Origin of the sequence: Sinomonas susongensis (assembly GCF_005877005.1) — a bacterium.
GTDB lineage: Bacteria > Actinomycetota > Actinomycetes > Actinomycetales > Micrococcaceae > Sinomonas > Sinomonas susongensis.
In genome coordinates, this window is record NZ_SSNH01000005.1 from 89813 (window position 1) to 115750 (window position 25938).

The 25938-nt window shown below is 68.6% G+C and carries 26 protein-coding genes; 15 read left to right on the forward strand and 11 right to left on the reverse strand.

What is annotated here, in order from left to right:
- Positions 1-8 precede the first annotated feature (8 nt).
- On the reverse strand, positions 9-272 hold the full coding sequence (locus E6A21_RS08305; RefSeq protein WP_138443680.1) for an acyl-CoA carboxylase epsilon subunit: 264 nt from the start codon (positions 270-272) through the stop codon (positions 9-11).
- A complete protein-coding gene (locus E6A21_RS08310) occupies positions 269-1864 on the reverse strand; it encodes an acyl-CoA carboxylase subunit beta (protein WP_138443681.1) in 1596 nt (531 codons plus the stop codon). The genes E6A21_RS08305 and E6A21_RS08310 overlap by 4 nt, the downstream gene beginning before the upstream one ends.
- 223 nt (positions 1865-2087) lie before the next feature.
- Between E6A21_RS08310 and E6A21_RS08315 the strand changes: the two genes are divergently transcribed.
- Genes E6A21_RS08315 through E6A21_RS08350 form a run of 8 tightly spaced genes read left to right on the forward strand, consistent with a single transcriptional unit; the run spans position 2088 to position 10123 of the window.
- Positions 2088-2963: an SDR family oxidoreductase gene (locus E6A21_RS08315; protein WP_138443682.1), complete on the forward strand. Its 876-nt coding sequence runs from the start codon at positions 2088-2090 to the stop codon at positions 2961-2963.
- Positions 2964-3013: 50 nt separating this feature from the next.
- Positions 3014-3910, forward strand: a complete 897-nt coding sequence (locus E6A21_RS08320) for a biotin--[acetyl-CoA-carboxylase] ligase (protein WP_138443683.1) — start codon at positions 3014-3016, stop codon at positions 3908-3910.
- On the forward strand, positions 3903-4508 hold the full coding sequence (locus E6A21_RS08325; protein WP_138443684.1) for a PH domain-containing protein: 606 nt from the start codon (positions 3903-3905) through the stop codon (positions 4506-4508). The genes E6A21_RS08320 and E6A21_RS08325 overlap by 8 nt, the downstream gene beginning before the upstream one ends.
- Positions 4509-4519: 11 nt before the next feature.
- A complete protein-coding gene (locus tag E6A21_RS08330; RefSeq protein ID WP_138443685.1) occupies positions 4520-5710 on the forward strand; it encodes an adenylate/guanylate cyclase domain-containing protein in 1191 nt (396 codons plus the stop codon).
- 23 nt (positions 5711-5733) lie between these two features.
- Positions 5734-6522, forward strand: a complete 789-nt coding sequence (locus tag E6A21_RS08335) for a PP2C family protein-serine/threonine phosphatase (protein ID WP_138443686.1) — start codon at positions 5734-5736, stop codon at positions 6520-6522.
- Positions 6523-6537: 15 nt separating this feature from the next.
- Positions 6538-8769, forward strand: a complete 2232-nt coding sequence (gene ligA / locus E6A21_RS08340; protein WP_342777847.1) for an NAD-dependent DNA ligase LigA — start codon at positions 6538-6540, stop codon at positions 8767-8769.
- A gap of 9 nt (positions 8770-8778) precedes the next feature.
- Positions 8779-9615 carry an inositol monophosphatase family protein gene (locus tag E6A21_RS08345; RefSeq protein WP_425471535.1) on the forward strand — a complete coding sequence of 279 codons (837 nt, stop codon included), beginning with the start codon at positions 8779-8781 and terminating at the stop codon, positions 9613-9615.
- Positions 9616-9625: 10 nt separating this feature from the next.
- On the forward strand, positions 9626-10123 hold the full coding sequence (locus E6A21_RS08350; RefSeq protein ID WP_138443689.1) for a GNAT family N-acetyltransferase: 498 nt from the start codon (positions 9626-9628) through the stop codon (positions 10121-10123).
- A 62-nt stretch (positions 10124-10185) separates the two neighbouring features.
- On the opposite strand, the gene E6A21_RS08355 is transcribed toward E6A21_RS08350, so the two are convergent.
- Positions 10186-10845, reverse strand: coding sequence for a response regulator (locus E6A21_RS08355; RefSeq protein ID WP_138443690.1), 660 nt, complete (start codon positions 10843-10845; stop codon positions 10186-10188).
- Positions 10842-12569 carry a sensor histidine kinase gene (locus tag E6A21_RS08360; RefSeq protein WP_171041328.1) on the reverse strand — a complete coding sequence of 576 codons (1728 nt, stop codon included), beginning with the start codon at positions 12567-12569 and terminating at the stop codon, positions 10842-10844. Before E6A21_RS08360 ends, E6A21_RS08355 begins: the two co-directional genes overlap by 4 nt.
- 154 nt (positions 12570-12723) lie before the next feature.
- On the opposite strand from E6A21_RS08360, the gene E6A21_RS08365 reads away from it, so the two are divergent.
- From E6A21_RS08365 to E6A21_RS08385, 5 genes are all read left to right on the forward strand, one after another.
- Positions 12724-14151, forward strand: coding sequence for a CitMHS family transporter (locus E6A21_RS08365; RefSeq protein ID WP_138443691.1), 1428 nt, complete (start codon positions 12724-12726; stop codon positions 14149-14151).
- 152 nt (positions 14152-14303) lie between these two features.
- Entirely contained in the window at positions 14304-14600 is a 297-nt protein-coding gene (gene gatC / locus E6A21_RS08370; RefSeq protein WP_138443692.1) for an Asp-tRNA(Asn)/Glu-tRNA(Gln) amidotransferase subunit GatC, read from the forward strand.
- A gap of 8 nt (positions 14601-14608) precedes the next feature.
- On the forward strand, positions 14609-16153 hold the full coding sequence (gene gatA, locus E6A21_RS08375) for an Asp-tRNA(Asn)/Glu-tRNA(Gln) amidotransferase subunit GatA (protein ID WP_171041329.1): 1545 nt from the start codon (positions 14609-14611) through the stop codon (positions 16151-16153).
- Entirely contained in the window at positions 16154-17659 is a 1506-nt protein-coding gene (gene gatB, locus E6A21_RS08380) for an Asp-tRNA(Asn)/Glu-tRNA(Gln) amidotransferase subunit GatB (RefSeq protein ID WP_138443694.1), read from the forward strand.
- Positions 17660-17934: 275 nt separating this feature from the next.
- On the forward strand, positions 17935-18435 hold the full coding sequence (locus E6A21_RS08385) for a hypothetical protein (protein ID WP_138443695.1): 501 nt from the start codon (positions 17935-17937) through the stop codon (positions 18433-18435).
- On the opposite strand, the gene E6A21_RS08390 is transcribed toward E6A21_RS08385, so the two are convergent.
- The 7 genes from E6A21_RS08390 to E6A21_RS08415 are packed head-to-tail and all read right to left on the reverse strand — an operon-like array spanning position 18383 to position 23303.
- A complete protein-coding gene (locus tag E6A21_RS08390; protein ID WP_138443696.1) occupies positions 18383-19345 on the reverse strand; it encodes a LysR family transcriptional regulator in 963 nt (320 codons plus the stop codon). The genes E6A21_RS08385 and E6A21_RS08390 overlap by 53 nt on opposite strands.
- 41 nt (positions 19346-19386) lie before the next feature.
- On the reverse strand, positions 19387-19998 hold the full coding sequence (locus tag E6A21_RS17845) for an ABC transporter ATP-binding protein (RefSeq protein ID WP_171041330.1): 612 nt from the start codon (positions 19996-19998) through the stop codon (positions 19387-19389).
- A complete protein-coding gene (locus E6A21_RS17850) occupies positions 19995-21494 on the reverse strand; it encodes a hypothetical protein (RefSeq protein ID WP_171041331.1) in 1500 nt (499 codons plus the stop codon). The genes E6A21_RS17845 and E6A21_RS17850 overlap by 4 nt, the downstream gene beginning before the upstream one ends.
- Positions 21491-21862 carry a hypothetical protein gene (locus E6A21_RS08400; protein WP_138443697.1) on the reverse strand — a complete coding sequence of 124 codons (372 nt, stop codon included), beginning with the start codon at positions 21860-21862 and terminating at the stop codon, positions 21491-21493. Before E6A21_RS08400 ends, E6A21_RS17850 begins: the two co-directional genes overlap by 4 nt.
- Positions 21863-21870: 8 nt before the next feature.
- Complete coding sequence (locus E6A21_RS08405; protein WP_138443698.1) at positions 21871-22443, reverse strand: hypothetical protein; 573 nt, start codon at positions 22441-22443, stop codon at positions 21871-21873.
- The gene (locus E6A21_RS08410) at positions 22440-23015 is read right to left on the reverse strand and encodes a stage II sporulation protein M (protein ID WP_138443699.1); all 576 of its coding nucleotides are present in this window, start codon (positions 23013-23015) and stop codon (positions 22440-22442) included. Before E6A21_RS08410 ends, E6A21_RS08405 begins: the two co-directional genes overlap by 4 nt.
- 18 nt (positions 23016-23033) lie before the next feature.
- Positions 23034-23303, reverse strand: coding sequence for a hypothetical protein (locus E6A21_RS08415; protein WP_212745892.1), 270 nt, complete (start codon positions 23301-23303; stop codon positions 23034-23036).
- A 294-nt stretch (positions 23304-23597) separates the two neighbouring features.
- Between E6A21_RS08415 and tdh the strand changes: the two genes are divergently transcribed.
- Positions 23598-24644 (forward strand): L-threonine 3-dehydrogenase, encoded by a 1047-nt coding sequence (gene tdh / locus E6A21_RS08420; RefSeq protein WP_138443700.1) that lies wholly within the window; start codon positions 23598-23600, stop codon positions 24642-24644.
- A gap of 38 nt (positions 24645-24682) precedes the next feature.
- Positions 24683-25918, forward strand: coding sequence for a glycine C-acetyltransferase (locus tag E6A21_RS08425; RefSeq protein ID WP_138443701.1), 1236 nt, complete (start codon positions 24683-24685; stop codon positions 25916-25918).
- Positions 25919-25938 lie beyond the last annotated feature (20 nt).

A 25938-nucleotide genomic window follows, 5' to 3' on the forward strand; every position in this document is an offset into this window, starting at 1 on the left:
CCGTTGAGCTAGAAGCGGCCCCGCCGCTGGTTCATCATGTGCCGAGGCCGGAGGGTCGCCCGACGGATGCGCTCGCGACGCGTGAGCGCCGTCTGGCCCTCCGCCGCCTCTTCGGTCCCCCCAGAGGCGACGGCGGCGAGCACCGCCGTGACGGCGGCAAGCTCCTCGGGCGTCGGGTTGCCCGAGGTCACCGAGAAGAACGGCGAGGAGACGACGGCGGGTTCGTTGCCGTCGTCGTCCATCCCGGCAGCGGCGGCGCGTTCCGTCGTCACAGCGGGATGTTCCCGTGCTTCTTGGCGGGCATCGACGCGTGCTTGTCGCGGAGCGCACGCAGTCCGCGGAGCAGCTGGACCCGGGTCTCGGACGGGGCGATGACGGCGTCGATGTACCCGAGCTCGGCGGCCTGATACGGGTTGAGGAGTTCCTCCTCGTAATGGCGGACGAGCTCGGCGCGCTTCTCCTCGACATCGCCCGCTGTTGCGCCCGGCTGCTCCGCAACCGCGGCGAGATCGCGCCGATAGAGGATGTTGACCGCGCCCTGGGCGCCCATGACCCCGATCTGCGCCGTCGGCCACGCAAGGTTGAGGTCCGCGCCGAGCTTCTTCGAGCCCATCACGATGTACGCCCCGCCATACGCCTTCCGGCAGATGACGGTGAGCTTCGGGACCGTGGCCTCGGCGTAGGCGTAGAGGAGCTTGGCGCCCCTGCGGATGATCCCCTGGAACTCCTGGTCCTTGCCCGGGAGGAAGCCCGGGACGTCGACGAGGGTGATGATCGGGATGTTGAACGCATCGCAGTGGCGGACGAAGCGGGCGGCCTTCTCGGAAGCGGCGATGTCGAGCGTGCCGGCGAACTGGATCGGCTGGTTCGCCACGATGCCGACCGTGTGCCCCTCCATCCGGCCGTAGCCGATGATCACGTTCGGGGCGTAGAGCGCCTGCATCTCGAGGAATGCGCCCTCGTCGAGGATGCCCTCGATGACCGCGCGCATGTCGTAGCCGTGCGTCGGCGAGTCCGGCACAAGCGCGTCCAGGGCGAGATCGTCCTCGGTTTCCTCGAGCTCCTGGTCCGAATCCAGGACCGGCGCCTCGACGAGGTTGTTGGACGGGAGGTAGTCGAGGAGCTCGCGGACGAACTCGATGGCGTCCTTCTCGTCGGCCGCGAGGTAGGTCGCGGTGCCGGTCGTCGCGTTGTGCTGGCGGGCGCCCCCGAGCGTCTCCATGTCCACGGACTCGCCCGTGACGGTCTTGATGACGTCCGGCCCGGTGATGAACATGTGGCTCGTCTTGTCGACCATGACGACGTAGTCGGTCAGCGCTGGGGAGTAGGCGGCCCCTCCCGCGCACGGGCCCATGATGAGCGAGATCTGCGGTACGACGCCGGAGGCGGCCACGTTGTTGCGGAAGATGTCCGCGAACATCGCGAGCGACGCGACGCCCTCCTGGATCCGGGCACCGCCGCCGTCGTTGATGCCGACCACGGGGCAGCCGTTGCGGAGCGCGAATTCCTGGACCTTGACGATCTTCTCCCCGTTGACCTGGCTCAGCGAGCCGCCGTACACCGAGAAGTCCTGGCTGTAGACGGCCACGAGCCGCCCGTCGACCGTGCCGTACCCCGAGACGACGCCGTCCCCGAGCGGCTTCTTCTTGGCCATCCCGAACGCAGTGGAGCGGTGCACGGCCAGCGCGTCGAACTCGACGAACGAATCCTCGTCGAGCAGGAGGTCGATCCGCTCGCGCGCCGTGTTCTTGCCCCGCGCGTGCTGCTTCTCGACCGCCTCGGGACCGGACGGGAGGAGCGAAGCAGCGCGCCGCTCGCGGAAGTCCGCGATCTTGCCGGCGGTCGTGGTCAAATCGTGGGTCACGCGGGCTCCAGGTCTCGGTCGAAGTCGGGTCGGTCTCTGTCGATCTCGGATGTAGGTTCCGCACAATCTGCGGAGCTGCTACCACAGTCTAGTAAGGCTTCCATGGCTGCCGGGTGTAGGAACCCTACAATTTCTGCTCCCCTTCGGGCGTGCGACGACGCTGGGTCCGGGGCCCTCGGCCCACCTCTTGTTACTGGTGAGTAACATTGCCTAGACTGTCGCCATGACCACGAACACAGCTGAGGGCGGCGAGCCCGCGCCGCGCCGCGGGCTCGCCGGCCGAACCCTGATCATGAGCGGCGGAAGCCGGGGGATCGGCCTGGCCATCGCGAAGCGGGCGGCCGCCGACGGCGCGAACATCGTCCTGCTCGCGAAGACGGGCGAGCCCCACCCGAAGCTCCCCGGCACCGTCTTCGACGCCGCCGAGCAGATCGAGGCCTCGGGCGGACGCGCCCTTCCCGTCGTGGGCGACGTGCGCCGCGACGAGGACGTCGCCCGGGCCGTCGCACAGGCCCTCGAGGCGTTCGGCGGCATCGACGCCGTGGTCAACAACGCGTCCGCCATCGACCTCTCGCGCACGGACGAGATCGACATGAAGCGCTACGACCTCATGCAGGACGTCAACGCCCGGGGAACCTTCCTCCTCTCCAAGCTCGCCCTCCCCGCGCTCCGCGAGGCAGCCCGCCGCGGCGTCCCTGCCCACATCCTGACCCTGTCCCCGCCCCTCAACCTCGACCCCAAGTGGGCGGGCGCCCACCTCGCCTACACGATGGCCAAGTACGCGATGAGCCTCGTGACCCTGGGCCTGGCCGAGGAGCTCAAGGACGAGGGCATCGCCGCCAACTCCCTGTGGCCCCAGACGCTCATCGACACGGCCGCGATCCGGAACCTGCCCGGCGGGGCCGCGATGGCCCACGCCTCCCGGAGCCCCGAGATTGTGGCCCACGCAGCCCACGCCATCCTCACGAGCGACCCCCGGACCACGACCGGCCGCTTCTTCACGGACGAGGAAGCGCTCCGAAGCGTGGGCATCACTGACTTCTCCCGATACAGCCCCGGAGCTCCCGAGGGTGCGCTCGAGCGCGACATCTTCCTCTGACGTGGGGTTTCGCCCAGCGCCCTGATCCCACCCGTCGCTAGGATTCCCGTATGGATCAGGACACCCCAGCGGAGGCAGAAGCACGCGGACCGCTCGACCGGGAACGTCTCGGCGCGGAGCTCGCGGACAGGGCAGGGCTCTCGCGGATCGAGGTCGTCGACGAGATCGACTCGACCAACACCGAGCTCAGCCGCCTGGCTGCCGCCGAGCCCGACTCGTGGGGCGATCTCGCCGTCCTCGTCGCCGAGAAGCAGACCAGCGGACACGGTCGGCTGCACCGGCCGTGGGCGTCCCCTGCGGGCTCATCCCTCGCTGTCTCGATCCTGCTGCGCCCCCACAACGCCTCGGGCCGACCCCTGCCGACGCTGGGCTATTCGTGGTTCTCGCCCCTCGCCGCCCTCGCGCTCCGCGAGGCGCTCGCCCAGGTCGCCGGCATCGAGTCCGCCCTCAAGTGGCCCAACGACGTCGTCGTCGACGGCCTCAAGATCTCGGGGATCCTCGCCCACCTCGCCCCGGGAGCGCACGGCGAGCCGCCCGCCGTCGTCCTCGGGACCGGCGTCAACGTCTCCCTGAGCGAGGACGAGCTTCCGGTGCCTACCGCTACCTCGGCGAGCCTCGCTGCCGGGCGCCCGGTGGACCGGACCGAGCTCCTCGTGCGCTACCTCGAGGACTTCAGCCGCCGATACCGCGCCTTCTGCGCCGTGGACGGAAACGCAGACGCCCCGCTGGAGGGCGGTCGCAGCCTGCTCTCGCGAGTCCAGGACGCGACCATCACCCTGGGCCGCAGGGTGCGCGTCGAGCTTCCGGGCGGCCGCCGGCTCGAGGGCCGCGCGACCGGCCTCGACCGGCACGGTGCGCTTCAGGTGGTCGAGGACGGCGGAGAGCGGCACGCGGTGTCCGCGGGCGACGTCGTCCATCTCCGCCCGGCCGACGGCGGCTATGCGTAGACTGCTCACCCCCGGGGAGCAGGTGATCGTCGACACGCGGCGACACGCATCGCTCCTCGTGATGCCCGCCGTCGTCACGGTGCTCGTCTGCGGCGCGGCAGCGTTCGCGGCAGGATGGCTCACGAGGGGCCGTCTCGAGGCCGTCCTTCCCTGGGTCCCGGCGGGATCCGGGCCTTGGCTGGCTCTGGTGCCCGCCCTGCTCGGCGCCTGGCTGATGGTGGCCTACCCCCTGCGCCGCCTCGTGGCGTGGACCGCGCTCAGCTACACCCTGACCAGCCGCCGCGTACTGCGCAGGCAGCGGGGATTCCGGCGGAGCGACCGTGAGCTGCCGCTCGCGATGGTCCGTGACGTCGCCGTTCATCAGACGATCCTGCAGTCGCTCGTGCACTCGGGTTCGATAACCTTGACGACAGGGCAAGCCGCGAGCCTACGGCTCGACGATGTGCCCGAGGTGCGCAGCTTCCGGCAACTCGTCCTGGACGCGATCGACGAGCTGCCGCCGGACACGGGCTTCGCGGACGACGGCGGGCTGCCGCGGCCTGACGGGCCGGCCGCCCGCCTCGACCCGCGGCCGCCCTGGGATCCGAGGGATTACTGATGGAGGGCGAGATGGACCACGAACTGCCCCCTTCCGTGCCCGCCGACGTCGACGACGCTCCGGGCCCGGCTGTGCCCGTCGAAGCCGGGCAGGAGCATCCGGACAATACGGATGCAGCGCCGGGGGATGCCGCGCCGAGCTCCGAGCTCGCGCGGGCCGCCTCGGACTACCGGCGCGCGGCGAAGTCGCTCGAGAACCTCCTGCTCGGCGGCGAACGCACGCTCAAGCGCCGCGAAGTCGCCCAAGGCCTGGGCCTCTCGCTCTTCTCGGCCCGCAAGCTCTGGCGCGCGCTCGGCATGCCGAACTTCACCGACGACGACCTCGCCTTCACGACCGAGGACCTCGAGCACCTCAGGCTCATGCCGGGCCTCGTCCGCGACGGCGTGCTCACCGAGGACGCCGCGCTGTCCGTGACACGCGCGATCGGCCAGATGACCGACCGCATGGTCGTCTGGCAGGTCGAGGCCCTCGTAGAGGACATGGTGGCGACGCAGGGCATCTCCGACGCGGAGGCTCGCGTGCGTCTCGTCGAGGAGCTCCCGAACCTCATCGAGCCGCTCGAGGAGATGCTCGTGTACTCGTGGCGGCGGCAGCTCAGCGCGGGGGTGCAGCGCCTCGCCGTGCGCGCGAAGGAAGGGCTCGAGGCAAGCGAGGAGGGCCGGACCGGACGCGAGGACGACGCGCCGCTGCCGCTTGCGCGCGCCGTCGGCTTCGCGGACCTCGTCTCGTACACGAGCCTCTCGCGGCGGATGAACGAGAAGACGCTCGCCCGGCTTGTGCAGACGTTCGAGAACACGTGCGCCGAGGTCATCTCGGTCGGCGGCGGCAGGCTCGTCAAGACGGTGGGCGACGAAGTCCTGTACATCGCGGAGACGCCGACCGCCGGTGCGGAGATCGCGCTCGCACTCTCGCGCGAGATCGCGGCCGACGAGCGGCTCCCCGAGGGCCGGGTCGCCATGGTGTGGGGGCGCGTGCTGAGCCGGCTCGGCGACATCTATGGTCCCACCGTCAACCTCGCGGCACGCCTCACGGCGATCGCGGCCCCGGGGCAGGTGCTCGTCGACGAGCTCACGGCCGGCGTCCTCGGGAGCGACGCGCGCTTCGTCCTGAGCCCGCTCGCGGCCCAGAACGTGCGAGGATTCGGCGAAGTACGGCCGGTCGCGCTGAGCAGAGGCGAAGGCACGGGTATCGTGCTCGACTGATGGCTCACACAAGGGGGGTACCTATGGCCGGCGGCGAGGAGACTCCCGAACACCCGACGCATCTAGTGTTCGATGTGGGTGCGGCAACAGACCGAGGCGCCATCCGCGAGCTCAACGAGGACTCCTATCTCGCACGCGAACCCGTGTTCGCCGTGGCCGACGGCATGGGCGGGCACGAGGCAGGCGAGGTTGCGAGCGGCCTCTGCATCGAGGCCCTTGCGGACGAGGACATGCTGGTCCCGGGGCAGCCGGTGACGATGCTCGACGTCGTCCTTGCGGTGAGGCGCGCCGACTGGGCGATCCGCGAGGCGACGGGCTCGCGGGCCGGCACGACGCTCGCCGCCGCCTTCTCTGCTCAGGACGACGAGGGCGCCCCTGCCTGGATCGTCGCGAACGTGGGCGATTCTCGGGTCTATGTGACCGACCACGGCGAGTTCGACCAGATCACGGTCGACCACTCGGAGGTGTGGGAGCTCGTGGCCCGCGGGGAGATCACGCGCGAAGAGGCCCGCGTGCACCCTCGGCGCAACGTCGTGACCCGCGCCCTCGGCACGGGGTACGACGCCGACCCGGACCTCTGGCTCCTCCCGGCTTTTCCCGGCCAGCGGCTGCTCGTCTGCTCCGACGGGCTCACGACCGAACTCGAGGACCTCGAGATCGCCTCGATCCTGCGGCGGAACCCGACGTCCCAGGGCGCTGCGGACGCGCTCGTCGCGGCAGCGCTCGAATCCGGGGGGCGTGACAACGTGACGGTCGTCGTCGTCGGCGTCGAAGCCGCCGTTGATGACGCCGCTCCCGTGTCGGAGGGGTAGGGCAAGATAGGACACGTGAGCGCAGAATCCGTGATCCCCGAAGCCACCCCGTCTGCGACCCTTCGCGAAGAGTACGAGTCCCTCGCGGAGGAGGTGCGCCGGCATCGCGCGCTGTACTACAACGAGGACGCTCCGGTCATCTCGGACGCCGAGTACGACGCCCTCTTCAGACGGCTCGAGGAGTTCGAGGCCCTCCATCCCGAGCTCGTGTCGAATGACTCGCCCACCCAGGAGGTCGGCGGTGAGGCAACGGCCGCGTTCGCGCCCGTCACCCACCTGAGCCGGATGTACAGCCTCGAGGACGTCTTCTCGATCGATGAGCTGAACGCCTGGATCGCGCGGGCCGAGGCCAGCATCGAACGCTTCGGGAACCTCCCCCCGGTCCGCTGGCTCACCGAGCTCAAGATCGATGGCCTCGCGATCAACCTCCTCTACCGCCGGGGCGAGCTCGTGCGGGCTGCGACCCGCGGCGACGGCCGGACGGGCGAGGATGTGACCCACAACGTCTACACGATCAAGGACATCCCGCACCGTCTCGCCGGCGAGAACCACCCCGAGGAGGTCGAGATCCGGGGGGAGGTGTACATCCCGACGAAGGCCTTCAACGAGTTCAACGAGGCGCTCATCGCCGACGGGAAGGCGCCCCTCGCCAATCCCCGCAACGCGGCCGCGGGATCACTGCGCCAGAAGGACCCGGCGGAGACGGCGAAGCGCCCACTGAGCATGTTCGTCCACGGGGTGGGGGTGCGCGAGGGGATCCCCGCCAAGAGCCAGTCCGAGACGTACGAGCTGCTCAAGTCGTGGGGCCTGCCGACGAGCCCGTACTACGAGGTGTTCGACAGCTACGAGAAGGTGCTCGAGTTCATCGAGACCTACCGGGAGAAGCGGCACAGCCTCATCCACGAGATCGACGGCATCGTCATCAAGGCGGACGACTTCGCGACCCAGCGGGCGCTTGGGCACACGAGTCGGGTGCCCCGCTGGGCCGTCGCGTTCAAGTACCCGCCGGAGGAAGTCCACACGAAGCTCCTCGACATCGCAGTCAACGTGGGCCGGACGGGCCGCGTGACGCCCTTCGGCATCATGGTGCCCGTCAAGGTCTCTGGCTCCACGGTCGAAATGGCGACCCTGCACAACCAGGACGTCGTGAGGGCGAAGGGGGTCAAGATCGGCGACATCGTGATCCTCCGCAAGGCAGGAGACGTCATCCCGGAGATCGTGGGCCCCGTGCTCGCCCTCCGGGACCAGCAGGATCCCCCCGTGCGCGACTTCGTGATGCCGACCGAGTGCCCGTCGTGCGGGACGCCGCTCGCGCCCGCGCGGGAGGGCGACGTCGACATCCGGTGCCCCAACGCCCGCTCGTGCCCCTCCCAGCTTCGCGAGCGCGTGTTCCACCTCGCCGGGCGCGGCGCGTTCGACATCGAGGCGCTCGGCTGGGAAGCGGCGATCGCGCTGACCCAGCCTTCGGAGCCGGCGGTACCGCCGCTCGAGAACGAGGCCGGGATCTTCGACCTCACGCCCGAGGACCTGCGCCCCGTGAAGATCCGCCGCCAGAAGCGCACGAAGGGCGTCGACTCGGGGGAATGGGAGCTCGTTCCGTACTTCTGGAACAAGACTCAGACCAAGCCGACCGCGAACACCGAGAGGCTCTTCCGCGAACTCGAGAAGGCCAAGACCCAGCCCTTGTGGCGCGTCCTCGTGGCTCTCTCGATTCGCCACGTCGGGCCGACCGCGTCCCGGGCCCTCGCGACGCACTACGGCTCGATAGACGCTCTGCGCGCTGTCCTGGACTCGCCGGACGCGCGCGAGCAGCTGGCCGAGGTCGACGGCGTCGGGCCGATCATCGCGGACGCCGTCATCGAGTGGTTCGCGGAGGACTGGCACCGCGAGATCGTCGATCGGTGGAAGATGGCCGGCGTCCTCATGCGGGACGAGCAGCACGGCTCGACTCCCCGCACTCTCGAAGGCCTGACGGTCGTGGTGACTGGCTCGCTCGAGAACTTCAGCCGGGATGAGGCCAAGGAGGCGATCATCAGCCGAGGCGGGAAATCGGCGGGCTCGGTGTCCAAGAACACGGACTACGTCGTTGCGGGAGAGAATGCGGGGAGCAAGCTCGACAAGGCGGAATCGCTCAGCCTCCCCGTGCTCGACGAGGATCGGTTCCGGATCCTGCTCGAGCAGGGTCCAGCGGGTCTCGGCGACGCACCACCCGCCAGCACGGTTGAGCCTGGCCGCCAGCACGGATGAGGACGAATGATGGAATACACCAAAGATTTCCTGGCCGAGCTCCTGGCGACAGCCCGGCACGCGGCTGCCGCGGGCGCTGGCGTGCTGGCCGGGCGTGACGGCGCGCGGCTGGGCCAGGAGACGAAGAGCTCGGGCAGCGACTGGGTCACAGAGTTCGACCTCGCGGCGGAACGCGCCGTGCGGGCGGTCCTCGCGGACGAGCGTCCGCGCGACATCGTGACGGGCGAGGAACAGGGCACGACGATCGTCGATTCCCCGAGCGGCTTCCGGTGGTCCATCGATCCCCTCGACGGCACCACGAACTTCATCCGCGACATCGTCTACTACGCGACCAGCGTCGCCGTCGCCGATGAAAGCGGGAGGTGGCTGGCCGGCGTCGTCCACGCGCCAGCCCTCAGGAGGGAGTACTGGGCCGTTCGCGGCGGCGGCGCCTTCCGGTTGGACGACGGCGGCGAACCCCGGCCCCTCGACGGGCCCCTCCCCGGGCGGGACTCGGCTGGTTCGGCCCTCCTCGCGACGGGGTTCAGCTACGACCCCGGCGTCCGGGCGGAGCAGGCACGTGCCCTTCCAGCCCTCATGGACGGGTTCGGCGACATGCGGCGCCTCGGCTCGGCGGCCCTCGACCTCTGCCTCGTCGCGGACGGCACCCATGACGCATACGGCGAGCGCGGCCTCAACGAGCACGATTTCGCTGCGGGAGCGCTCATCGCGGAGGAAGCAGGGTGCTGGGTCAGGCGGCCACAGCTCACGAGCCCTCTCGAAGGCGGGCCCACAGACGAGGAGCGGCTCTCCCTCTGGACCTGCGCCGGCGGCATCGAGTTCTCCGGCCGCTTCCCGGTGGAATGAGGGGACACGAATGAGCGGGCTCGTCGTCCGGCCCGCGACCGTGGCCGACCACCCGGAAATCGCCAGGATCACGCTCGATGCCTATCTGGGAGCAGGCTACTTCCGTGACGCGGGGCACCCCTACATGCGGCAGGTGGTCGACGTGGCCTACCGGGCTGCTCGTGGAACCCTGCTGGTCGCCGAACGCGATGGCCGCGTGGTCGGGTCGGTGACGCTCATGTCGCACGGAGATGGATTCGACCAGGTGGCGCGGGAAGGCGAGTTCGAGTTCCGCCTCCTCGTCGTCGACCCGGCCGTCCAGCGCACGGGCGCCGCGACGGCCCTCGTCGCCGAGGTCGAGGCGAGGGCGCGCCGCGCCGGTGCGACGGCGGTTGTGCTCACTACCGGCGCCGACTGGGCCGCCCCGCACGCGCTGTATGCCCGTCTCGGGTATGAGCGGGCGCCCGAGCGGGACTGGCCTATCGAGGGAACCGACATCTGGCTCCCTGTCTACCGCAAGCTCCTCTGACTTGAGGGCCAGCCGCTCGGCGATCCACACGGGCGGAGGCCCCGTCGATTCCCGCGAAGGCCTCAATCGCTCAGCCCGTAGCGGTGCTCCGGCCGTCCCGTCGCCCCGTACCGGAGCTGGATCTCGACCGAACCGTCGTCGGCGAGCGCCGCGAGGTAGCGCTGGGCAGTGGCGCGCGAGACGCCGACGACGCCGGCGACCTCGGCAGCGGAGAGGAGACGCCCGGCCGCGAGTGCTTCGATCACGGCGGACTCGGTGCCCGAGCGCGGTCGGCCCTGCGTGCTCGGTTCCCTGGGGGCCATGAGGGCCCGCCGAGCCCGATCGAGACTGGTCTGGTCGAGGGTCCCCGGCGTTCCGAGGAGACGGCGGTAGCGCGAGTAGCCGCGGAGCACGGTCCCGAGCTCCTCCCCGGCGAAGGGCTTGATGAGGTAGCCGAGGGCGCCGCGGCGCAGAGCGGTCCGGACCGAGTCCGGGTCGGCCGCTGCGGTGAGCATGAACGTGTCGACGTCGAGACTGCGCAAGAGCTCCAGCCCTGGGGTGTCGGGGAGGTAGACGTCGAGCAGCACGAGGTCGGGCCGGAGCGCGTGGACGGCCTGCAGCGCGAGTGCGGCTGTGCCCACCGGGGACAGGGCTGTGAAGCCCGGAGTCGTGTCCACGCGGACTGCGTGGACACGTGCGACGTGGAAGTCGTCGTCCACGATGAGGACTCTGAAGTCGCTCACGGTGTCGTCCTCCCGACTACCCGCGCGCCGAACACTGCTCCTGGTCCGCCCGGTCGCCCGGGCGAAATGACCCAGACGTCCCCACCCCGTCGTCGGGCCAGCTGGCGGGCGAGCGGGAGCCCCAGTCCGTGCCCGCCGGGGTCCTCGAGCCGAAGCTCACTCCCTGCGACGAGCGGGGGAGCGGTGGTGTAGCCCGTCTCGAAGAGGCGTTCGGGAGCGGTCGTCCCGATCCCATCGCCTGAATCCGAGACGACGAGGTGCAGTGCGGAGCGGTCGTCGAGAAGTTCGACCTCGACCCAACGCTCGCCACGGTGGTCGGGGGAACCGATGACGGCGGCCCGGACGGCGTTGTCGACGAGATTGCCGAGGACTGTCGTGACATCCTGCGGAGCGGCGACAGGATGCCGCACAAGAGTCGCATCCCCGAGCCGAAGGACGACACCGCGCTCGGCGGCCTCGATGCCCTTCGCCCCCAGGAACGCCTGAAGGGAGGGATCGCCGAGGAGCTCGGCCTGCTCGAGCGGATAGTCGAGGGGGCCCGAGGCACCCAGCTGCTGCAGGTAGTCACGCGCCTGCGCGGCTTCGCCGATGTCCAGGAGCCCCGCGACGGCGTGGAGCTGGTTGCTGAACTCGTGCCGCTGGGCGCGGAGCGCCTCGCTCAGGGACCCGACGGCGTCGAGCTGTCGGGTCAGCCGCTGCAGCTCCGTCCGGTCGCGGAGAGTGATGACCCATCCGAGCTCTCGGGACCCGTGCACGACGCGGCGGGCACTCGCGACGAGGACGCGCTCGCCGACGACCAGCTCCCGGGCCTGGCCATCGGCGGCGGCGGTGGTCGTGAGGGAGGCCAGGACGTCGGGAACACGCACGGATGCCCACTCGCCGCCGGTGAAGTCCTCGGCGTCGCCGAGCAGGCTCCGAGCCGCACTGTTGACGACGGTCACGCGTCCAGTCCGCGAGATGCCGATGACCCCCTCGTCGATGCCCCGCAGCACGGCCTCCTGGTCCTGCACGAGTATGCCGATGTCCTCCGGCTCGAGGCCAAGGGTCAGGTGGGAGAGGCGGCGGCCGAGGGCGAGCGATGCGAGGGCCCCGGCTGTGAGCGCGAGCGCGGCGCTTCCGCCGATCGCTAGCGCTTCGGCGCCAAGGCCGTCGACGACGCCGGAACGCGCGAAGCCCGTACTGACCTCGCCGACGACGGTTCCTGGGACTTGGCGGGCCCCTTCCGGTGCGAGGACAGGCACTTTGGCGCCGACCGAGGGACCGAGGGTCCCCGTGTTCCGGACTGTCTCCTCGCGTCCGGCGAGGGCGACGTCGGGTGCGGTGCTCACGCGTTCGCCCAGCCGAGCGGGGTCCGGATGCGCAAGGCGGAGGCCCTGCTCGTCCGTCACGACGACGAACAGGGCGCCGGTACGCTGCCTGATCGCCTCGGCAGTCGCCATGATCGGCCCGGCAGCCAGCTCGGCGGCCGGGGGAGTGCCGGCTTCCGCGGCGATGGCCGCCACCTCTCGGCGCAGGTTGGGGTCGGCGGCCACGGCGCGGGCGAGAATGAGCGCGTTCTGCCCGGCCTCGGTCCACAGGCGCTCGTACGCAAGCCAGAGGTGGGCCCCGGCGGCGAGGACGACGGCGAGCAGGACAGCTGCGAGCTGGAGGATCAGGACCCGCGTCGAGAAGCGCAGGGCACGCGGACGCTCCCCGCTCGGGGCGCGCGCCGTCGTCGTGCTCATGAGCCCATGCTAGGCATGCGCAGAATGCGCAGAACCTCGTAAATGCGCACTAGTCACAGCAAGCTGAGGAAACCCTCGTCTGGCCCTGGTCCCTCGCTACGGTCTGAACCGCGCATCACACCGCGGTGATGCCGCTCACAGAGAGGAGCCAGCGATGCTGGTACTGCTCGGCTTCGCCATGATCGTCGTCTTCATGGCGTTGATCATGACCAAGAAGCTCACCCCGGTCCTCGCCCTCATCCTCGTGCCGACGGTCTTCGGCCTGTTCGCCGGCGCGGGGCTGGGCATCGGGGACATGGTCCTCACCTCGATGAAGTCGATGGCGTCGACGGCGGCCCTGCTGATGTTCGCGATCGTCTACTTCGGGCTCATGATCGACGTCGGCCTGTTCGACCCCCTCGTGAAGTTCATCCTCCGCAAGCTCGGCAACGACCCCGCCAAGGTCGTCCTCGGCACCGCGCTGCTCGCGACCGCCGTCTCTCTCGACGGCGACGGCTCCACGACCTTCATCCTCACGACCGCGGCCATGCTGCCGGTCTACCTTCGCCTCGGACTGAGTCCCGTGGTCCTCACGTGCGTCGCAGGGCTGGCCAACGGGACGATGAACATCCTCCCCTGGGGCGGCCCCACCGCCCGCGCCGCGGCGGCCCTGAAGATCGACGTGAACGACGTTTTTGTGCCAATGGTCCCGTCGCTGCTTGTCGGCGTCGTGCTGGTCCTCCTGTTCGCGTGGCAGCTCGGCCTCCGGGAGCGGCGCCGCCTCGCGGCCGAGCGCCCCGAGGTGTGGGGAGCCGGAGGTCTGGGATGGACCGGCACGAGGGACGGCGCGGGCCGGGAACGCACAACGTCCGGAGGCCCGCTCGCGCTCGCGGACGCGCCGTCGCCGGTGACCACGCTCGTGGGCGACGACTCGATGGCGGGCACGGCCCTCGACCCGACCCGTCCTACGCTTCGGCCGAAGCTCTTCTGGTTCAACCTCGGCCTCACGGTCGCCATCATGGTGCTCCTTGTAGCAAACCTGCTCCCGCTGCCCTACGTGTTCATGGTGGGGGCCGCCGTCGCGCTCGTCGTCAACTTCCCGCGGGTCAAGGACCAGGCTGCGCAGCTAGTCGCACACGCACCCTCGGTCGTCGCCGTCGTCTCGATGGTGATCGCGGCGTCGGTGCTCACGGGCGTCCTCACCGGCAAGATCGGTGGCACCACGATCGTGCAGGAGATGTCCTCCTGGCTTGTCTCGATCATCCCGTCCGAGGCGGGCCCGTTCATGGCAGTCATCACCGGCGTCCTCTCGATTCCCATGACGTTCTTCATGAGCAACGACGCGTTCTACTTCGGGGTCCTGCCGATCCTCTCCGAGACGGCCGGGCACTACGGGGTGAGCCCAGCGGAGATGGCCCGTGCCTCCATCACCGGCCAGCCGTTCCACCTGCAGAGCCCGCTCGTCCCAGCGATCCTCCTGCTTGTGTCCCTTGCGAACGTCGAGCTCGGCGACCACCACAAGCTCGTGCTCTGGAGGACCGCAGTGATCACGCTCGTCATGCTGGGGATCGGCGTCCTGATCGGGGTCATCGGCATCGGCTAGGGCCCTCTTCCCCTGGCTGAGCCCCGGGCTTCGGACCTTGCCCCGCGCTTCGGCGCAGGGCAAGGTCCGAAGCTCAGGGCAACGGCATCACTCTCGGGCACCGGCACCACTAGACTGGACGGCGATACCTAACCACCGCACAGGGGAGATCCATGGCTGAGATCACTCGTGACGACGTTGCGCACCTGGCACAGCTGGCGCGCATCGAGATGAGTGCAGACGAACTGGACCGGATGGCGGGCGAGCTCGCCCACATCGTCGATGCAGTCAAGTCGGTGAGCGAGGTTGCGGGCCCGGACATCCCGGCCACGTCGCATCCGATCGCGCTGCGCAACGTCTTCCGCGAGGACTCCGTGGGCCACGTGCTCACGCCGACCGAGGCGCTCTCGGGCGCCCCCGACGCCGCGGACGACCGCTTCAAGGTCCCGGCCATCCTGGACGAGGAGTGAGCACCCGCATGAACGAGCTGATTGCAAGCACGGCCGCTGAGCTGGCCGAGAAGCTGGCGGCCAAGGAGGTCTCCTCCGAGGAGGTCACCCGGGCACACCTCGAGCGGATCGCGGAGGTCGACGGCGGCGAGCGGGGCGTCCACGCGTTCCTGCACGTCAACACCGAGGAGGCCCTCGGCGTCGCCCGCGAGGTCGACTCCCTCCGTGCCGCTGGAGGCGACGACGCCGCGGAACTCCACCCGCTGGCCGGCGTCCCGATCGCCATCAAGGACCTGATCGTCACCGTGGGACAGCCGACCACGGCGGGCTCGCGGATGCTCGAGGGCTGGATGAGCCCCTACGACGCGACGGTCATCAAGAAGATCAGGGCCGCGAAGCTCCCGATCCTCGGCAAGACGAACCTCGACGAGTTCGCGATGGGCTCCTCGACGGAGCACTCTGCCTTCGGGCCGACCCGGAACCCATGGGACCTCGACCGCATCCCGGGCGGTTCGGGCGGCGGTTCGGCAGCCGCCGTCGCCGCCTTCGAGGCACCGCTCGCGCTAGGCACCGATACGGGCGGCTCGATCCGCCAGCCCGGCGCCGTCACCGGCACGGTCGGCGTCAAGCCGACCTACGGGGCCGTCTCCCGCTACGGCGCCATCGCCATGGCGTCGAGCCTCGACCAGATCGGGCCAGTCTCCCGTTCCGTGCTCGACGCCGCGCTCCTCCAGGAGCTCATCGGCGGACACGACCCGTTCGACTCGACGTCGCTCACCGACTCGTTCGACACGCTCGCCGAGGCGGCGAGGAACGGCAGCGTCCAGGGCCTCCGGATCGGCGTCGTCAAGGAGCTCGGCGGGGAGGGCTTCCAGCCGGGCGTCGAGGCGCGGTTCCGCGAGGCGCTCGAACTGCTTCGGGGGGCGGGGGCCGAGGTCGTCGAGGTCTCGTGCCCGAACTTCCAGTACGCCCTCGGGGCGTACTACCTCATCATGCCGTCCGAGGTCTCCTCCAACCTGGCGAAGTTCGACGGCGTGCGGTACGGCCTCCGCGTCCTGCCGAAGGACGGCCCGCTCACGATCGAGCGGGTGATGGGCGCCACGCGCGCCGCCGGGTTCGGAGACGAGGCGAAGCGCCGGATCATCCTCGGCACGTATGCGCTCTCGGCCGGCTATTACGACGCCTACTACGGCTCGGCGCAGAAGGTCCGAACGCTCATCCAGCGCGACTTCGACGCAGCGTTCGCCCAAGCGGATGTGCTCATTTCCCCGACGGCGCCCACGACCGCGTTCCGGCTCGGCGAGAAGCTCGACGACCCGTTGGCCATGTACCTCAACGACGTCGCGACGATCCCCGCGAACCTCGCGGGCGTCCCGGGCCTGTCCCTCCCGGGCGGGCTCGCGGACGAGGACGGGCTTCCTGTGGGCATCCAGCTCCTCGCGCCGGCCCGCGAGGACGCGCGCCTCTACAGGGTGGGCGCTGCGTTGGAGTCCCTGCTCGAGGCGCAGTGGGGCGGCCCGCTGCTGTCCAAGGCGCCTGTTCTCGGGGCCGCGAAGACCGGAGAGGTGAACTGAATGTCGGATCCAACGCTGTCCTTCGACGAGGCCATGGAGCAGTTCGATCCGGTCCTCGGCTTCGAGGTCCACGTCGAGCTCAACACGAAGACCAAGATGTTCTCCTCGGCCCCGAACGCGTTCGGCGACCATCCGAACTCGAACGTCAACGAGGTCGACCTCGGCCTCCCCGGCGTCCTTCCCGTCGTCAACAAGGCCGCAGTCGAGTCCTCCATCAAGATCGGCCTCGCGCTCAATTGCGAGATCGCCGAGTACTGCCGCTTTGCCCGCAAGAACTACTTCTATCCGGACACCCCGAAGAACTTCCAGACCTCGCAGTACGACGAGCCGATCGCGCACGACGGCTGGATCGACATCGAGCTCGAGGACGGCGAGGTGTTCCGGGTTGAGATCGAGCGCGCACACATGGAGGAGGACGCCGGCAAGCTGACCCACATGGGCGGCGCGACCGGCCGCATCCAGGGCGCGGAGTATTCGCTGGTCGACTACAACCGGGCCGGCGTCCCGCTCGTCGAAATCGTGACGAAGCCGATCGTTGGCGCCGGGCGCCGCGCACCGGAGCTCGCCCGGGCCTACGTCTCGGCGATCCGGGAGATCGTGAAGAACCTCGGGGTCTCGGATGCCCGGATGGAGCGCGGCAACGTCCGGTGCGATGCGAACGTCTCGCTCATGCCGAAGGGCGCCACGAAGTTCGGCATCCGTTCCGAGACGAAGAACGTGAACTCGCTGCGTTCGGTCGAGCACGCCGTCCGGCACGAGATCCAGCGTCACGCTGCGGTCCTCGCCTCCGGAGGGAAGGTCACCCAGGAGACGCGCCACTGGCACGAGGACACGCGGACGACGACGGCGGGCCGCCCCAAGAGCGACGCCGACGACTACCGCTACTTCCCTGAGCCGGACCTCGTCCCGATCGTCGCGACCCGGGAGTGGGTCGAGTCGCTCCGTGCTCAGCTCCCCGAGCCCCCGGCCGAGCGCCGCAAGCGCCTCAAGGCCGCCTGGGGCTACTCTGACCCGGAGTTCCGCGACGTAGTCAATGCGGGTGTCATGGACGCCATCGAGGAGACCATCGCCGCGGGCGCGACCCCAGCCGCAGCCAGGAAGTGGTGGATGGGCGAAATCGTCGGCCGCGCGAAGGTCGCTGACGTCGATCCGGGCGAGCTCGGCGTGACGTCCGAGGCGATCGTCGAGCTCAACGGCCTCGTCGAGGGCGGGAAGCTCAACAACAAGATGGCCGGGCAGGTCCTCGACGGCGTCATCGCGGGCGAAGGAACCCCGACCCAGGTCATGGAGGCCCGCGGCCTCGTCCTCGTGTCCGACGACGGCGCGCTCCTCGAGGCGATCGATTCGGCTCTCGCCGCACAGCCCGATGTTGCCGAGAAGATCCGCGGCGGCAAGGTGCAGGCGGTCGGTGCGATCGTCGGCGGCGTCATGAAGGCGACGCGCGGCCAAGCCGATGCGGGGCGGGTCCGCGAGCTCATCCTGGAGAAGCTCGGGGTCAACGCCTAATACTCGACGGACCACCATCAGCCCAACCTTCGGCTGAACCCATCAGCCGCCGTGTCCAGAGCTTTCTGGACACGGCGGCTGAGTTCGGAGCCAAGCGAGCGGACCACCAACCGCAGGACGGCGTGATCGTCTTCTTCGACCCCGCGGGCCACCCGTTCCGCCTCTTCGAGAACTGATCGGGCCGTACCCTCGGGGCCCGGAATTCTTAGGCCCTTCTTAGACCCGGCTTCCTACGCTGGAACCAGTCCCCGGCCAGATTCGAGCAGAAGGAAGCCATGCCTCCACAGTCCTCCAGCCTCTCGGGGACGCGTGCCGCGCGTGCTCTCGGACTCGACTTCCCCGGCGGCGGACATCAGCCGGCCGCGGCCCGGTGGATCGTGGCGACCATCGTGGCGGTCGCCGGTTCCGTTGCGGCGTGCGCGGCACTCGCCGCACTCGGCGTCGCGCTGTTTCCGGCGACAGCGGGCTACGACCACTTCCGCTTCGCCGACTACACCAAGCTCACGGTCATCGGCGTCGTCGTCGCGTGCGCGGCGTGGCCCATCGTGACGTGGTTCTCGACGAGCGCGAGGAAGCCGTTCCTCGTGCTCACGGTCCTCGTCACGCTCGGTGGTCTCGCTCCCGACGCATGGATCCTCTACAAGGGGCAGCCCGCGGTCGCCGTAGGCATCCTGGTCCTCATGCACGTAGCGATCGCGCTCGTGACCTATCCCGCGCTGGTCCTCATCGCGCCGCAGCGGAAGCCGGCGCGGCCCGCTGTTCCGCTTCAGCGATAAGCTCTCCCACCAGCGTTCGGAGCACATCCGCAACGATCTGCACCGAGCGGCGCCTGGCGTTCTCGGGTCGGATGAGCAGGTCGATGCTGCGGCGAGTCGTGATCCCTTCGAGGGGGCGGAGGACAACGCCGGGCGGCAGGCCGATCGCGGCCGTGTACCGGGGGAGCAGTCCGAGTACGCCGCCGCCGGCCACGACGGAGGCGACCGACGAGTAGTCGTTGATCCGGTGGGCGACCTCCGGCGCTCGGCTCGCGACGGCGCCGATCGCCGCGAGCACATCCGCGGGGGAGTACCCCGGGCGGCTCGAGACCCATGGTTCGCCAGCGACGTCGTCCGGTCGAAGCGACGCGAAGGCGGCTAGCGGGTGGCTGGCCGGCACGGCGACGTCGAACGGCTCCCGGGCGAGCGGCACGACGACAAGCCGATCCTCGGGCCATTCCTCGCTGTGCGCCATCCGATGCGCGAGGACCACGTCATAGCGACCGGTGAGCGCGGGGAAGCCATGCTGGGGGACGTCCTCGTCGGCAAGCCGCAAGCGCGGGGCGGAGTCGCGGTCGGCCGCTCGTGCCGCGAGCCGTGCCGCGAGTCGCCCGAAGAGGGCCTGGCCGGCTGAATGGAACGCGCTCACTGAGACTGTCCCGGCGGGGTCCCCGTGGTACGCGCCGATGGCGGCGCGGGCGTCGGCCATTGCCCGGACGACGGCGCCGCCAGCGTCCGCAAGGACCTTGCCTGCGTCCGTGAGGACGAGGCTGCGGCCCTCCTTGCGCGTGAGCGGTACGCCCGCGCTTCGAGTCAGTAGGGCCAGCTGCTGGGAGACGGCCGACGGCGTGACGAGCAACTCCTCCGCGACTGCCTTGACGCTTCCGAGTTCTCCGAGTTCACGGAGGATCTGCAGTTGCCGGACATCCATGAAGGAATCCTAAATCGTCTGAAGCTACGGTCCCGACTCTGCTAATCGTTCTCGTTGTTGCACGCCGAGAGGCTATGAAGGTCGATGACTCGTGCCGGCTGCAGACTGTGGTGCTGCGAATGCGAGATGAGCACAATCATCGCCGCTTCAGACCAGCCCCCAATTTCCAGGGCCATGACCTCTGCGCTTTCGGCATCGACCCCGTTGAATGGTTCGTCGAGGATGCCCACCGTGAAGCGCCCGAGCGTGTTCATGACAAACCAGAGTTTCTTAGCCGTGCCGGTCGACAGGCTTCCGGCGTTCTCGGCGAGCCACGGGGCGAGGCCGAGCGATCTGGCTCGGTCCAGGGCGTCCTCGAGGCTTGAACCACGCGCAGTGACCGTGAGCGCAAGGTGGTCGTGGACCGTCATGGCTGGGAAGAGCGCTGGGTCGGCTCGGCACACGCGTCGTAAGTCGCGAGCGCCACGGTCGCTCGCATTTATCCCGTTGACCAGTACCTGGCCCGACCATGGACGCAGGTAGCCGCTGCAAAGTTCGGCAAAGGTCGATTTCCCCGAACCGTTGCGTCCGCGAAGCTGGAACACTCCGGGACCGCTGATCGAAAGGTTCGCGCCGCTGAATACGGGTGAATTGCGTATGTAGCCAGCGGTCACTCTCTCGAGACTGAGGGCAGGTAGATGATACGTCGATGCAGGCACAGGGCTACTACTCCTAACAGGATGATGGCGTAGAGGGAGCTTCCACCCACGCCGATCGCCCCAGGGAGCAGGGCCAGGAGCCCCGCAGGGGACGCGGCGAGCAGAGTCAGCAGGGCCGCGGCGAGAGTGACGTCGGCGGAACCGTCGGCATGTTTGACGACCGCGGTGCTCACGCTGCTCCCCAGAAGGCTGGCAGATACGGTGGCTGCGATGACTGAAGGTGCGGCCCAGAAAGGAGCGCCCGTGACCGCCCAGCCGATGATCCCGAAAGCGGGTGACAGCAGGACCGCGGTGAAGCCCACTTGCGTCCCGAGTACACCAGCTATGAGCGTCCGGGCGGCAATGCCGTTCTCCCAGAGAACGCGGAGCCGCGGCACGAGGACGACGGGACCGTTGTCCTTGGAGAGCAACTCCGCCACCGTGAGAGCCGCGATGAATGCCATCCACGGAAGGAAGCCCCCGATCGTGCTCAACGGACCCAACGTCTCGGCGTTGACTCCGGCGAGGCGGACTGCCGACACGACGCTGGCAACGAGCGTCACGGCGGAGACCGTGCTCGCGATCGCGCTTTGATGGGGTGACCTCACGAGGTTCAGCCATAGAGCGCCCGTCACGGTGCCTGCCCTGTAGCTCGGGGGCAGGCGAATCCTCCCTCTTGAACAGAGCGGGAATGAGTCGCGGGCCATGCGCCGCCATGACAAGCTCAGAATGTGAGCCGCCCCGAGCCCTGAGGCGACTGTTCCGGCGGCGACAGGTTCCCACAGGGCCGGCAGGCTCCAGTTCCACGGCCCGAGCCCGCCGGACAGGAGGCGGGTCAGCACGAACGCCGGTATTCCAAGAGCAGCGCTTCCAAGCATGACGACGATCGCCCGGAAGGCTGACGTCAGGGGCCGGGCCTCGTGAGTGGCAAGCCACCCTCCAATGCCGAGAACGGCTGCTGTGGCCGTGAGCGGAGTTGCGGTGAGCAGGACGAGGAGAATTGGCCTCGCACACCCCGACATTGCGAGCGCCGTGATGGCACTGGCCGCTAGAGAAGCAGAAGTGAGGAGGACAACCGCACATCGTGGCCCGCACGTTGCAATGAAGACGTGGCGCATTTCGACATCGAGCGCCCGGAATAGGCCGCGATTCGGATTGCATTGGACGGCTAGTCGGCGGGGGCCGAAGATTTCCCGCAGGCAGGCGCCCCCCGTTATATAGAACACCGTGATGACGGTAGCCAAGGCCGCCGCTGATCCAGGCGCCCCATCGACCGAGATGACGCCCTCGGCTTCAAGGATGCACAGGAGCCATAGCGCAATTAGCCCGGCGCCGAAGGTTAGCAGGGCCACGATAACGGTCGCGGTGATGGCGAGCCAAGCGAGCATGCGCAGCGAAATGTTCCAGCCGACTGCGGCGAGGAAGCGGACTCGTTCAAAAGCGAACGCAGCGGTGAGGCTCGGCGGCATCATAGTCTGTTCCTGGGCGTGGATTGGGCGGTGTCAGCGTCTTCGATGAGGCCGACGGTGGCCATTCCGATGCCGAGGATCATCCAAACCCAAGTCGGGATGGAAGCGGGGAGGGTGAGCCCGCTAGTCGAGAGGAAAAGCGCGCCGCCGAGGCCCAAGAGGAAGAAGCCGATGCCGCCCTTCCGCGGGGACAGGCGGCTTTTGCCGAAGACAAGACTGATCGCTGCGAGGACGGCGGCAGTCAGTGCTGTGCCTCCAGCAATAGCCCAGGCAGGCCACTTCGCCGCAGTGGCTGAGGCGGCGAGGACAACACTCGTCAAGAGGAGGGCTGCGATCATTGTCAGAGCTGGAAGTGCGAACTTGGCGAGCATCGTGATCCTCAGAAGAGCAATGAGCCCGCGGCAATGCCGAGCGAGAGTCCGAAGGTCAGCAACCGGGCGAGTGCGGGCCGCTTGTCCCAGCACGCTGTGAACAGGAATGGGGCTGTGACGCCTACTAGTGCGACGAAGGCGAAGCTGTACCACTGGCCCTTGATGGAAACGAGCTGACCGAACGAAGCGACAGCCTGCAGGCCGACCAGCGAGACGATTGACGAGGTCCCGAGCACTCCTATGGTGAGATTTCCAAGAGCACCGCGTACCCCCGGAAGCACGCGGGTCTCGAGGACCGATGCAAGGGAGAAGTAGATGGCTGCCAAGGCGATCGACAGCACGAACGCAAGGAAGGAGCCAATCCCCACAGACAGCTCGAGAACTCCTTCGTTTGTGACATGCGAGAGTTCCGGTGCCTTGTGGACTCGTTCGACAATCAGGGGGTGGAGCTGCTGCGTCCGGACCCACAAGAAGGCGCCGGTCGCGAGCACCGCCGCCGTCCACAACACCGCGGACGTGCTGCGCTTCGGGTGTTCATGCAGACCGTCCGGGTCTGTCTTGAGCGAGGGCATATTTGTCACTGTTGGCTTCCTCCGTCGAGCACGGGATTTAGTGCGATGACAGTGGCTTCAATCGATGCAGCTGTCACTGTCAGACACATGGCTACGGCAAGGATTCGAAGCGTACTCCGAGCGCTTCCCAGATAAGCGCGGATAGGCTGCTGCTCTGAACGCAGCGACAATGCAGCCATCAATCCGGAGAGAAGCGGTAGGAGGCCCGCAGAGGCGCTGAGAACCATCGCAATGAATTCGAGCGGCGCATAAACCCAAATTGCGCCGAATACTCTATCTGGCCCAAGCAGATTCACGCTCGCACGGAGCGTTGCCCCGATATAGATCGCAAGGATTGGCCATGCGATCAGGGTGGCCAAACCAAGCGTCAGAGTCCCGCTGTAGAGGAGGGCGATGGCCGGCCCGTTTACGGTGATAACCCCGATGAAGGCGTCCCACCACGTGGGTCTCGTACTGCCGTCGCCCCTTCCGTCTGCCCCGATGTCCGCTTGGAAGCCGATCGTAAGGCCCGCAAACAGAAGCGCCAGGGAGAGTGCGAGTGCGAAGACAAACGATGGACACGCGTTCTCCCGAGCGCTCATTGTGCATGTCCTGGCCGGTTAGGCCGCAGCTGCTCTACGGCCCAGGGCAGAGATCGCCCACCGTGCAGTCCCGATGACCACTGCTGCCGTGCCTCCCGAAAGAAGTCCCATAACGACGGCGAGTACCCAACCGCCCACTGTGACTGCGTCCACAATCTGAGTGGCAAACGCGATCGAGAGGCCGAACATCCCGGCGATGTACATCGCTCCTATGCTTCCGACCGAAAGCCCGATGGCGCTGATCGCGGTTGCTGCAGCAATCGATTTGGGGGAAATGCGTGTGGCCATGACTGGCTCCTCTCAACAGATGCTGTGGCCGGGCTGGTCACGAACAGAGAGTAGGCATCTCAGCTCTACTTGTATCCACTTGTCCGGGCTGCAGGAGGAACGTTTGTGTCCGAGGCCGATGGATGCGGGTCGGAATGGGCGACACATAGGGTCATAAGGCTGCTCTGCGGTCTCCACTTGTTGCCAGCCGACATCCGCGGAAGCGTCACGGTAGTCCAAAGGTGAAGGAAACCTAATTGGTCCCATGAGACACGCACTGTTGTTCTAAGCCATCAGCTGCCCTTGAATGGCCTCATGAAAGCCCTGTTCAAGCCGGGCCCGCAGGCGGGCTTCGAGTTCGTCGAGCGCCCCGAGCCGGAAGCCGGCCCGGCGGATGTCAAGATCCGCGTGCTCGCGACAGGCATCTGCGGGACGGACCTTCACCTCCAGTCCTGGGACGCGACGGCGCAGTCCATGAGCGCGGCCCCGCTCATCCCCGGCCACGAGTTCTACGGCGAAGTCGTCGAGGTCGGGGAGGACGTTCGCGATGTGCGGCCGGGCGACCGAGTGTCCGGCGAGGGGCACATTGTGTGCGGCGTATGCCGCAACTGCCGTGCGGGACGCCGCCAGATGTGCATCCACGTCTCAAGCGTCGGAGTCCAGCGCGACGGTGCGTTCGCCGAGTACGTCGTCATCCCCGAGACGAACGTCTGGGTCCACCACGATCCTTCGGTCACGCCAGAGCTCGGCGCGATCTTCGATCCTTTCGGAAATGCGACCCACACGGCATTGAGCTTTCCGCTCGTCGGCGAGGATGTCCTCATCACGGGAGCGGGCCCGATCGGTCTCATGGCCATCTCGATCGCCCGGCACGCGGGCGCGAGGAAGATCGCCATCACCGACGTCTCGCGGCGCCGGCTCGAGCTCGCACGCGAGATGGGTGCGGATCTCGCCGTCGACGTCTCGAACATGAGCGTGCGCGAGGCCCAGCGTGAACTCGGGATGCGGGAGGGCTTCGACGTGGGCTTCGAGATGTCGGGCCGCCCGGCCGCCCTGCAGGGAATGATCGAGAACATGAACCACGGCGGCCGGATCGCCCTGCTCGGTCTGCCGGCCCAGGCAGCCGAGATCGACTGGGGCAAGGTCGTGACGCACATGCTCACACTCAAGGGCATCTACGGGCGCGAGATGTTCGAGACGTGGTACGCGATGAGCGCCATGCTCTCGTCGAATCCGGTCCTGCACCGCAACGTCGCCGCCGTCGTCACGGACGTCCTCCCGGCATCGCGCTGGGAGGAGGGCTTCGCCATCGCCCGATCTGGCAGTGGCGGCAAAGTGGTGCTGGACTGGTCGGGCGTCTAGGCCAGGCAGCGCGTGGGAGAGAGGGAAGAGGGCACTACATGTTCGCAGGAGTGAAGGAACAGCTGGAAGCGGAGCTGGCCGAGATCCGCGCGGCGGGGACGTTCAAGGAGGAGCGGCACATCGATTCGCCGCAGTCGGCCCACATCCAGGCCGGTCCGCTGGATGCCCCCGCGGGGGAGGTGCTGAACTTCTGCGCCAACAACTACCTCGGGCTCGCTGACCATCCGGACCTCATCGAGGCTGCCAAGAACGCGCTGGACGAGCGCGGCTTCGGCATGGCCTCGGTCCGCTTCATCTGCGGCACCCAGGACGCGCATCTCGCGCTCGAGCGACGGGTCTCGGAGTTCCTCGGCACCGAGGACACGATCCTCTTCTCGAGCTGCTTCGACGCCAACGGCGGCGTGTTCGAGGCGCTTCTCGGCCCCGAGGACGTGGTCATCTCCGACGCGCTCAACCACGCCTCCATCATCGACGGGATCCGGCTCTGCAAGGCGACTCGGCTCCGCTACGCGAACCGGGACATGCGCGAGCTGGAGAGCCGCCTCCGCGAGGCCACAACGGCGAACGACGGCGTCGGCGCCCGGCGCATCCTCGTCGTCACCGATGGCGTCTTCTCGATGGACGGCTACCTTGCGCCGCTGCGCGAGATCTGCGACCTCGCTGAGCGGTTCGGAGCGATGGTCATGGTCGACGACTCCCACGCGGTCGGGTTCATGGGCGAGACCGGCGCTGGGACGCCCGAACATGCGGGGGTCTCGGACCGGATCGACATCTACACGGGCACCTTCGGCAAGGCCCTCGGAGGCGCGTCCGGCGGCTACGTCTCGGGCAGGGCAGAGATCGTCGCAACGCTGCGGCAGAAGGCCCGGCCCTACCTGTTCTCCAACTCGCTCGCGCCGATGATCGTGGCCGCGACGATGCGGGCGCTCGACCTCGTGGCAGGCTCGGCAGAGCTGCGGTCCAAGCTGTTCGAGAACGCCGCGCACTTCCGGCGCCGCATGTCCGAGGAGGGCTTCGAGCTGCTTCCCGGGGAGCATGCGATCGTTCCGGTGATGTTCGGCGACGCCGCGGTGGCCGGCCAGATCGCCCGGGGGATGCTCGCCCACGGCGTGTACGTCACGGCGTTCTCGTACCCCGTGGTGCCGAAGGGCAAGGCCCGGATCCGTGTCCAGCTCTCGGCCGCGCACACCGCGGACGACGTCGAAACGGCGGTGGCCGCGTTCGTCGCCGCACGCTCGGCGGTGGAGGGGGACAGGGAACTGTCGCAGCGCTGAATTCCGAAGGGGCGGGAAAG

What these genes read in the sequence shown, in the direction of transcription:
- E6A21_RS08315 (WP_138443682.1), top strand. Translation starts at nt 2,088, where the DNA reads ATGACCACGAACACAGCTGAGGGCGGCGAGCCCGCGCCGCGCCGCGGG.
- E6A21_RS08325 (WP_138443684.1), top strand. Translation starts at nt 3,903, where the DNA reads ATGCGTAGACTGCTCACCCCCGGGGAGCAGGTGATCGTCGACACGCGG.
- E6A21_RS17850 (WP_171041331.1), bottom strand. Translation starts at nt 21,494, where the DNA reads ATGATGCCGCCGAGCCTCACCGCTGCGTTCGCTTTTGAACGAGTCCGC.
- E6A21_RS08350 (WP_138443689.1), top strand. Translation starts at nt 9,626, where the DNA reads ATGAGCGGGCTCGTCGTCCGGCCCGCGACCGTGGCCGACCACCCGGAA.
- E6A21_RS08345 (WP_425471535.1), top strand. Translation starts at nt 8,779, where the DNA reads ATGGAATACACCAAAGATTTCCTGGCCGAGCTCCTGGCGACAGCCCGG.
- gatA (WP_171041329.1), top strand. Translation starts at nt 14,609, where the DNA reads ATGAACGAGCTGATTGCAAGCACGGCCGCTGAGCTGGCCGAGAAGCTG.
- E6A21_RS08335 (WP_138443686.1), top strand. Translation starts at nt 5,734, where the DNA reads ATGGCCGGCGGCGAGGAGACTCCCGAACACCCGACGCATCTAGTGTTC.
- E6A21_RS08390 (WP_138443696.1), bottom strand. Translation starts at nt 19,345, where the DNA reads ATGGATGTCCGGCAACTGCAGATCCTCCGTGAACTCGGAGAACTCGGA.
- E6A21_RS08365 (WP_138443691.1), top strand. Translation starts at nt 12,724, where the DNA reads ATGCTGGTACTGCTCGGCTTCGCCATGATCGTCGTCTTCATGGCGTTG.
- E6A21_RS08330 (WP_138443685.1), top strand. Translation starts at nt 4,520, where the DNA reads ATGGACCACGAACTGCCCCCTTCCGTGCCCGCCGACGTCGACGACGCT.
- tdh (WP_138443700.1), top strand. Translation starts at nt 23,598, where the DNA reads ATGAAAGCCCTGTTCAAGCCGGGCCCGCAGGCGGGCTTCGAGTTCGTC.
- gatB (WP_138443694.1), top strand. Translation starts at nt 16,154, where the DNA reads ATGTCGGATCCAACGCTGTCCTTCGACGAGGCCATGGAGCAGTTCGAT.
- E6A21_RS08410 (WP_138443699.1), bottom strand. Translation starts at nt 23,015, where the DNA reads ATGAGCGCTCGGGAGAACGCGTGTCCATCGTTTGTCTTCGCACTCGCA.
- E6A21_RS08385 (WP_138443695.1), top strand. Translation starts at nt 17,935, where the DNA reads ATGCCTCCACAGTCCTCCAGCCTCTCGGGGACGCGTGCCGCGCGTGCT.
- gatC (WP_138443692.1), top strand. Translation starts at nt 14,304, where the DNA reads ATGGCTGAGATCACTCGTGACGACGTTGCGCACCTGGCACAGCTGGCG.
- E6A21_RS08425 (WP_138443701.1), top strand. Translation starts at nt 24,683, where the DNA reads ATGTTCGCAGGAGTGAAGGAACAGCTGGAAGCGGAGCTGGCCGAGATC.
- E6A21_RS08320 (WP_138443683.1), top strand. Translation starts at nt 3,014, where the DNA reads ATGGATCAGGACACCCCAGCGGAGGCAGAAGCACGCGGACCGCTCGAC.
- E6A21_RS08415 (WP_212745892.1), bottom strand. Translation starts at nt 23,303, where the DNA reads ATGGCCACACGCATTTCCCCCAAATCGATTGCTGCAGCAACCGCGATC.
- E6A21_RS08360 (WP_171041328.1), bottom strand. Translation starts at nt 12,569, where the DNA reads ATGAGCACGACGACGGCGCGCGCCCCGAGCGGGGAGCGTCCGCGTGCC.
- E6A21_RS08400 (WP_138443697.1), bottom strand. Translation starts at nt 21,862, where the DNA reads ATGCTCGCCAAGTTCGCACTTCCAGCTCTGACAATGATCGCAGCCCTC.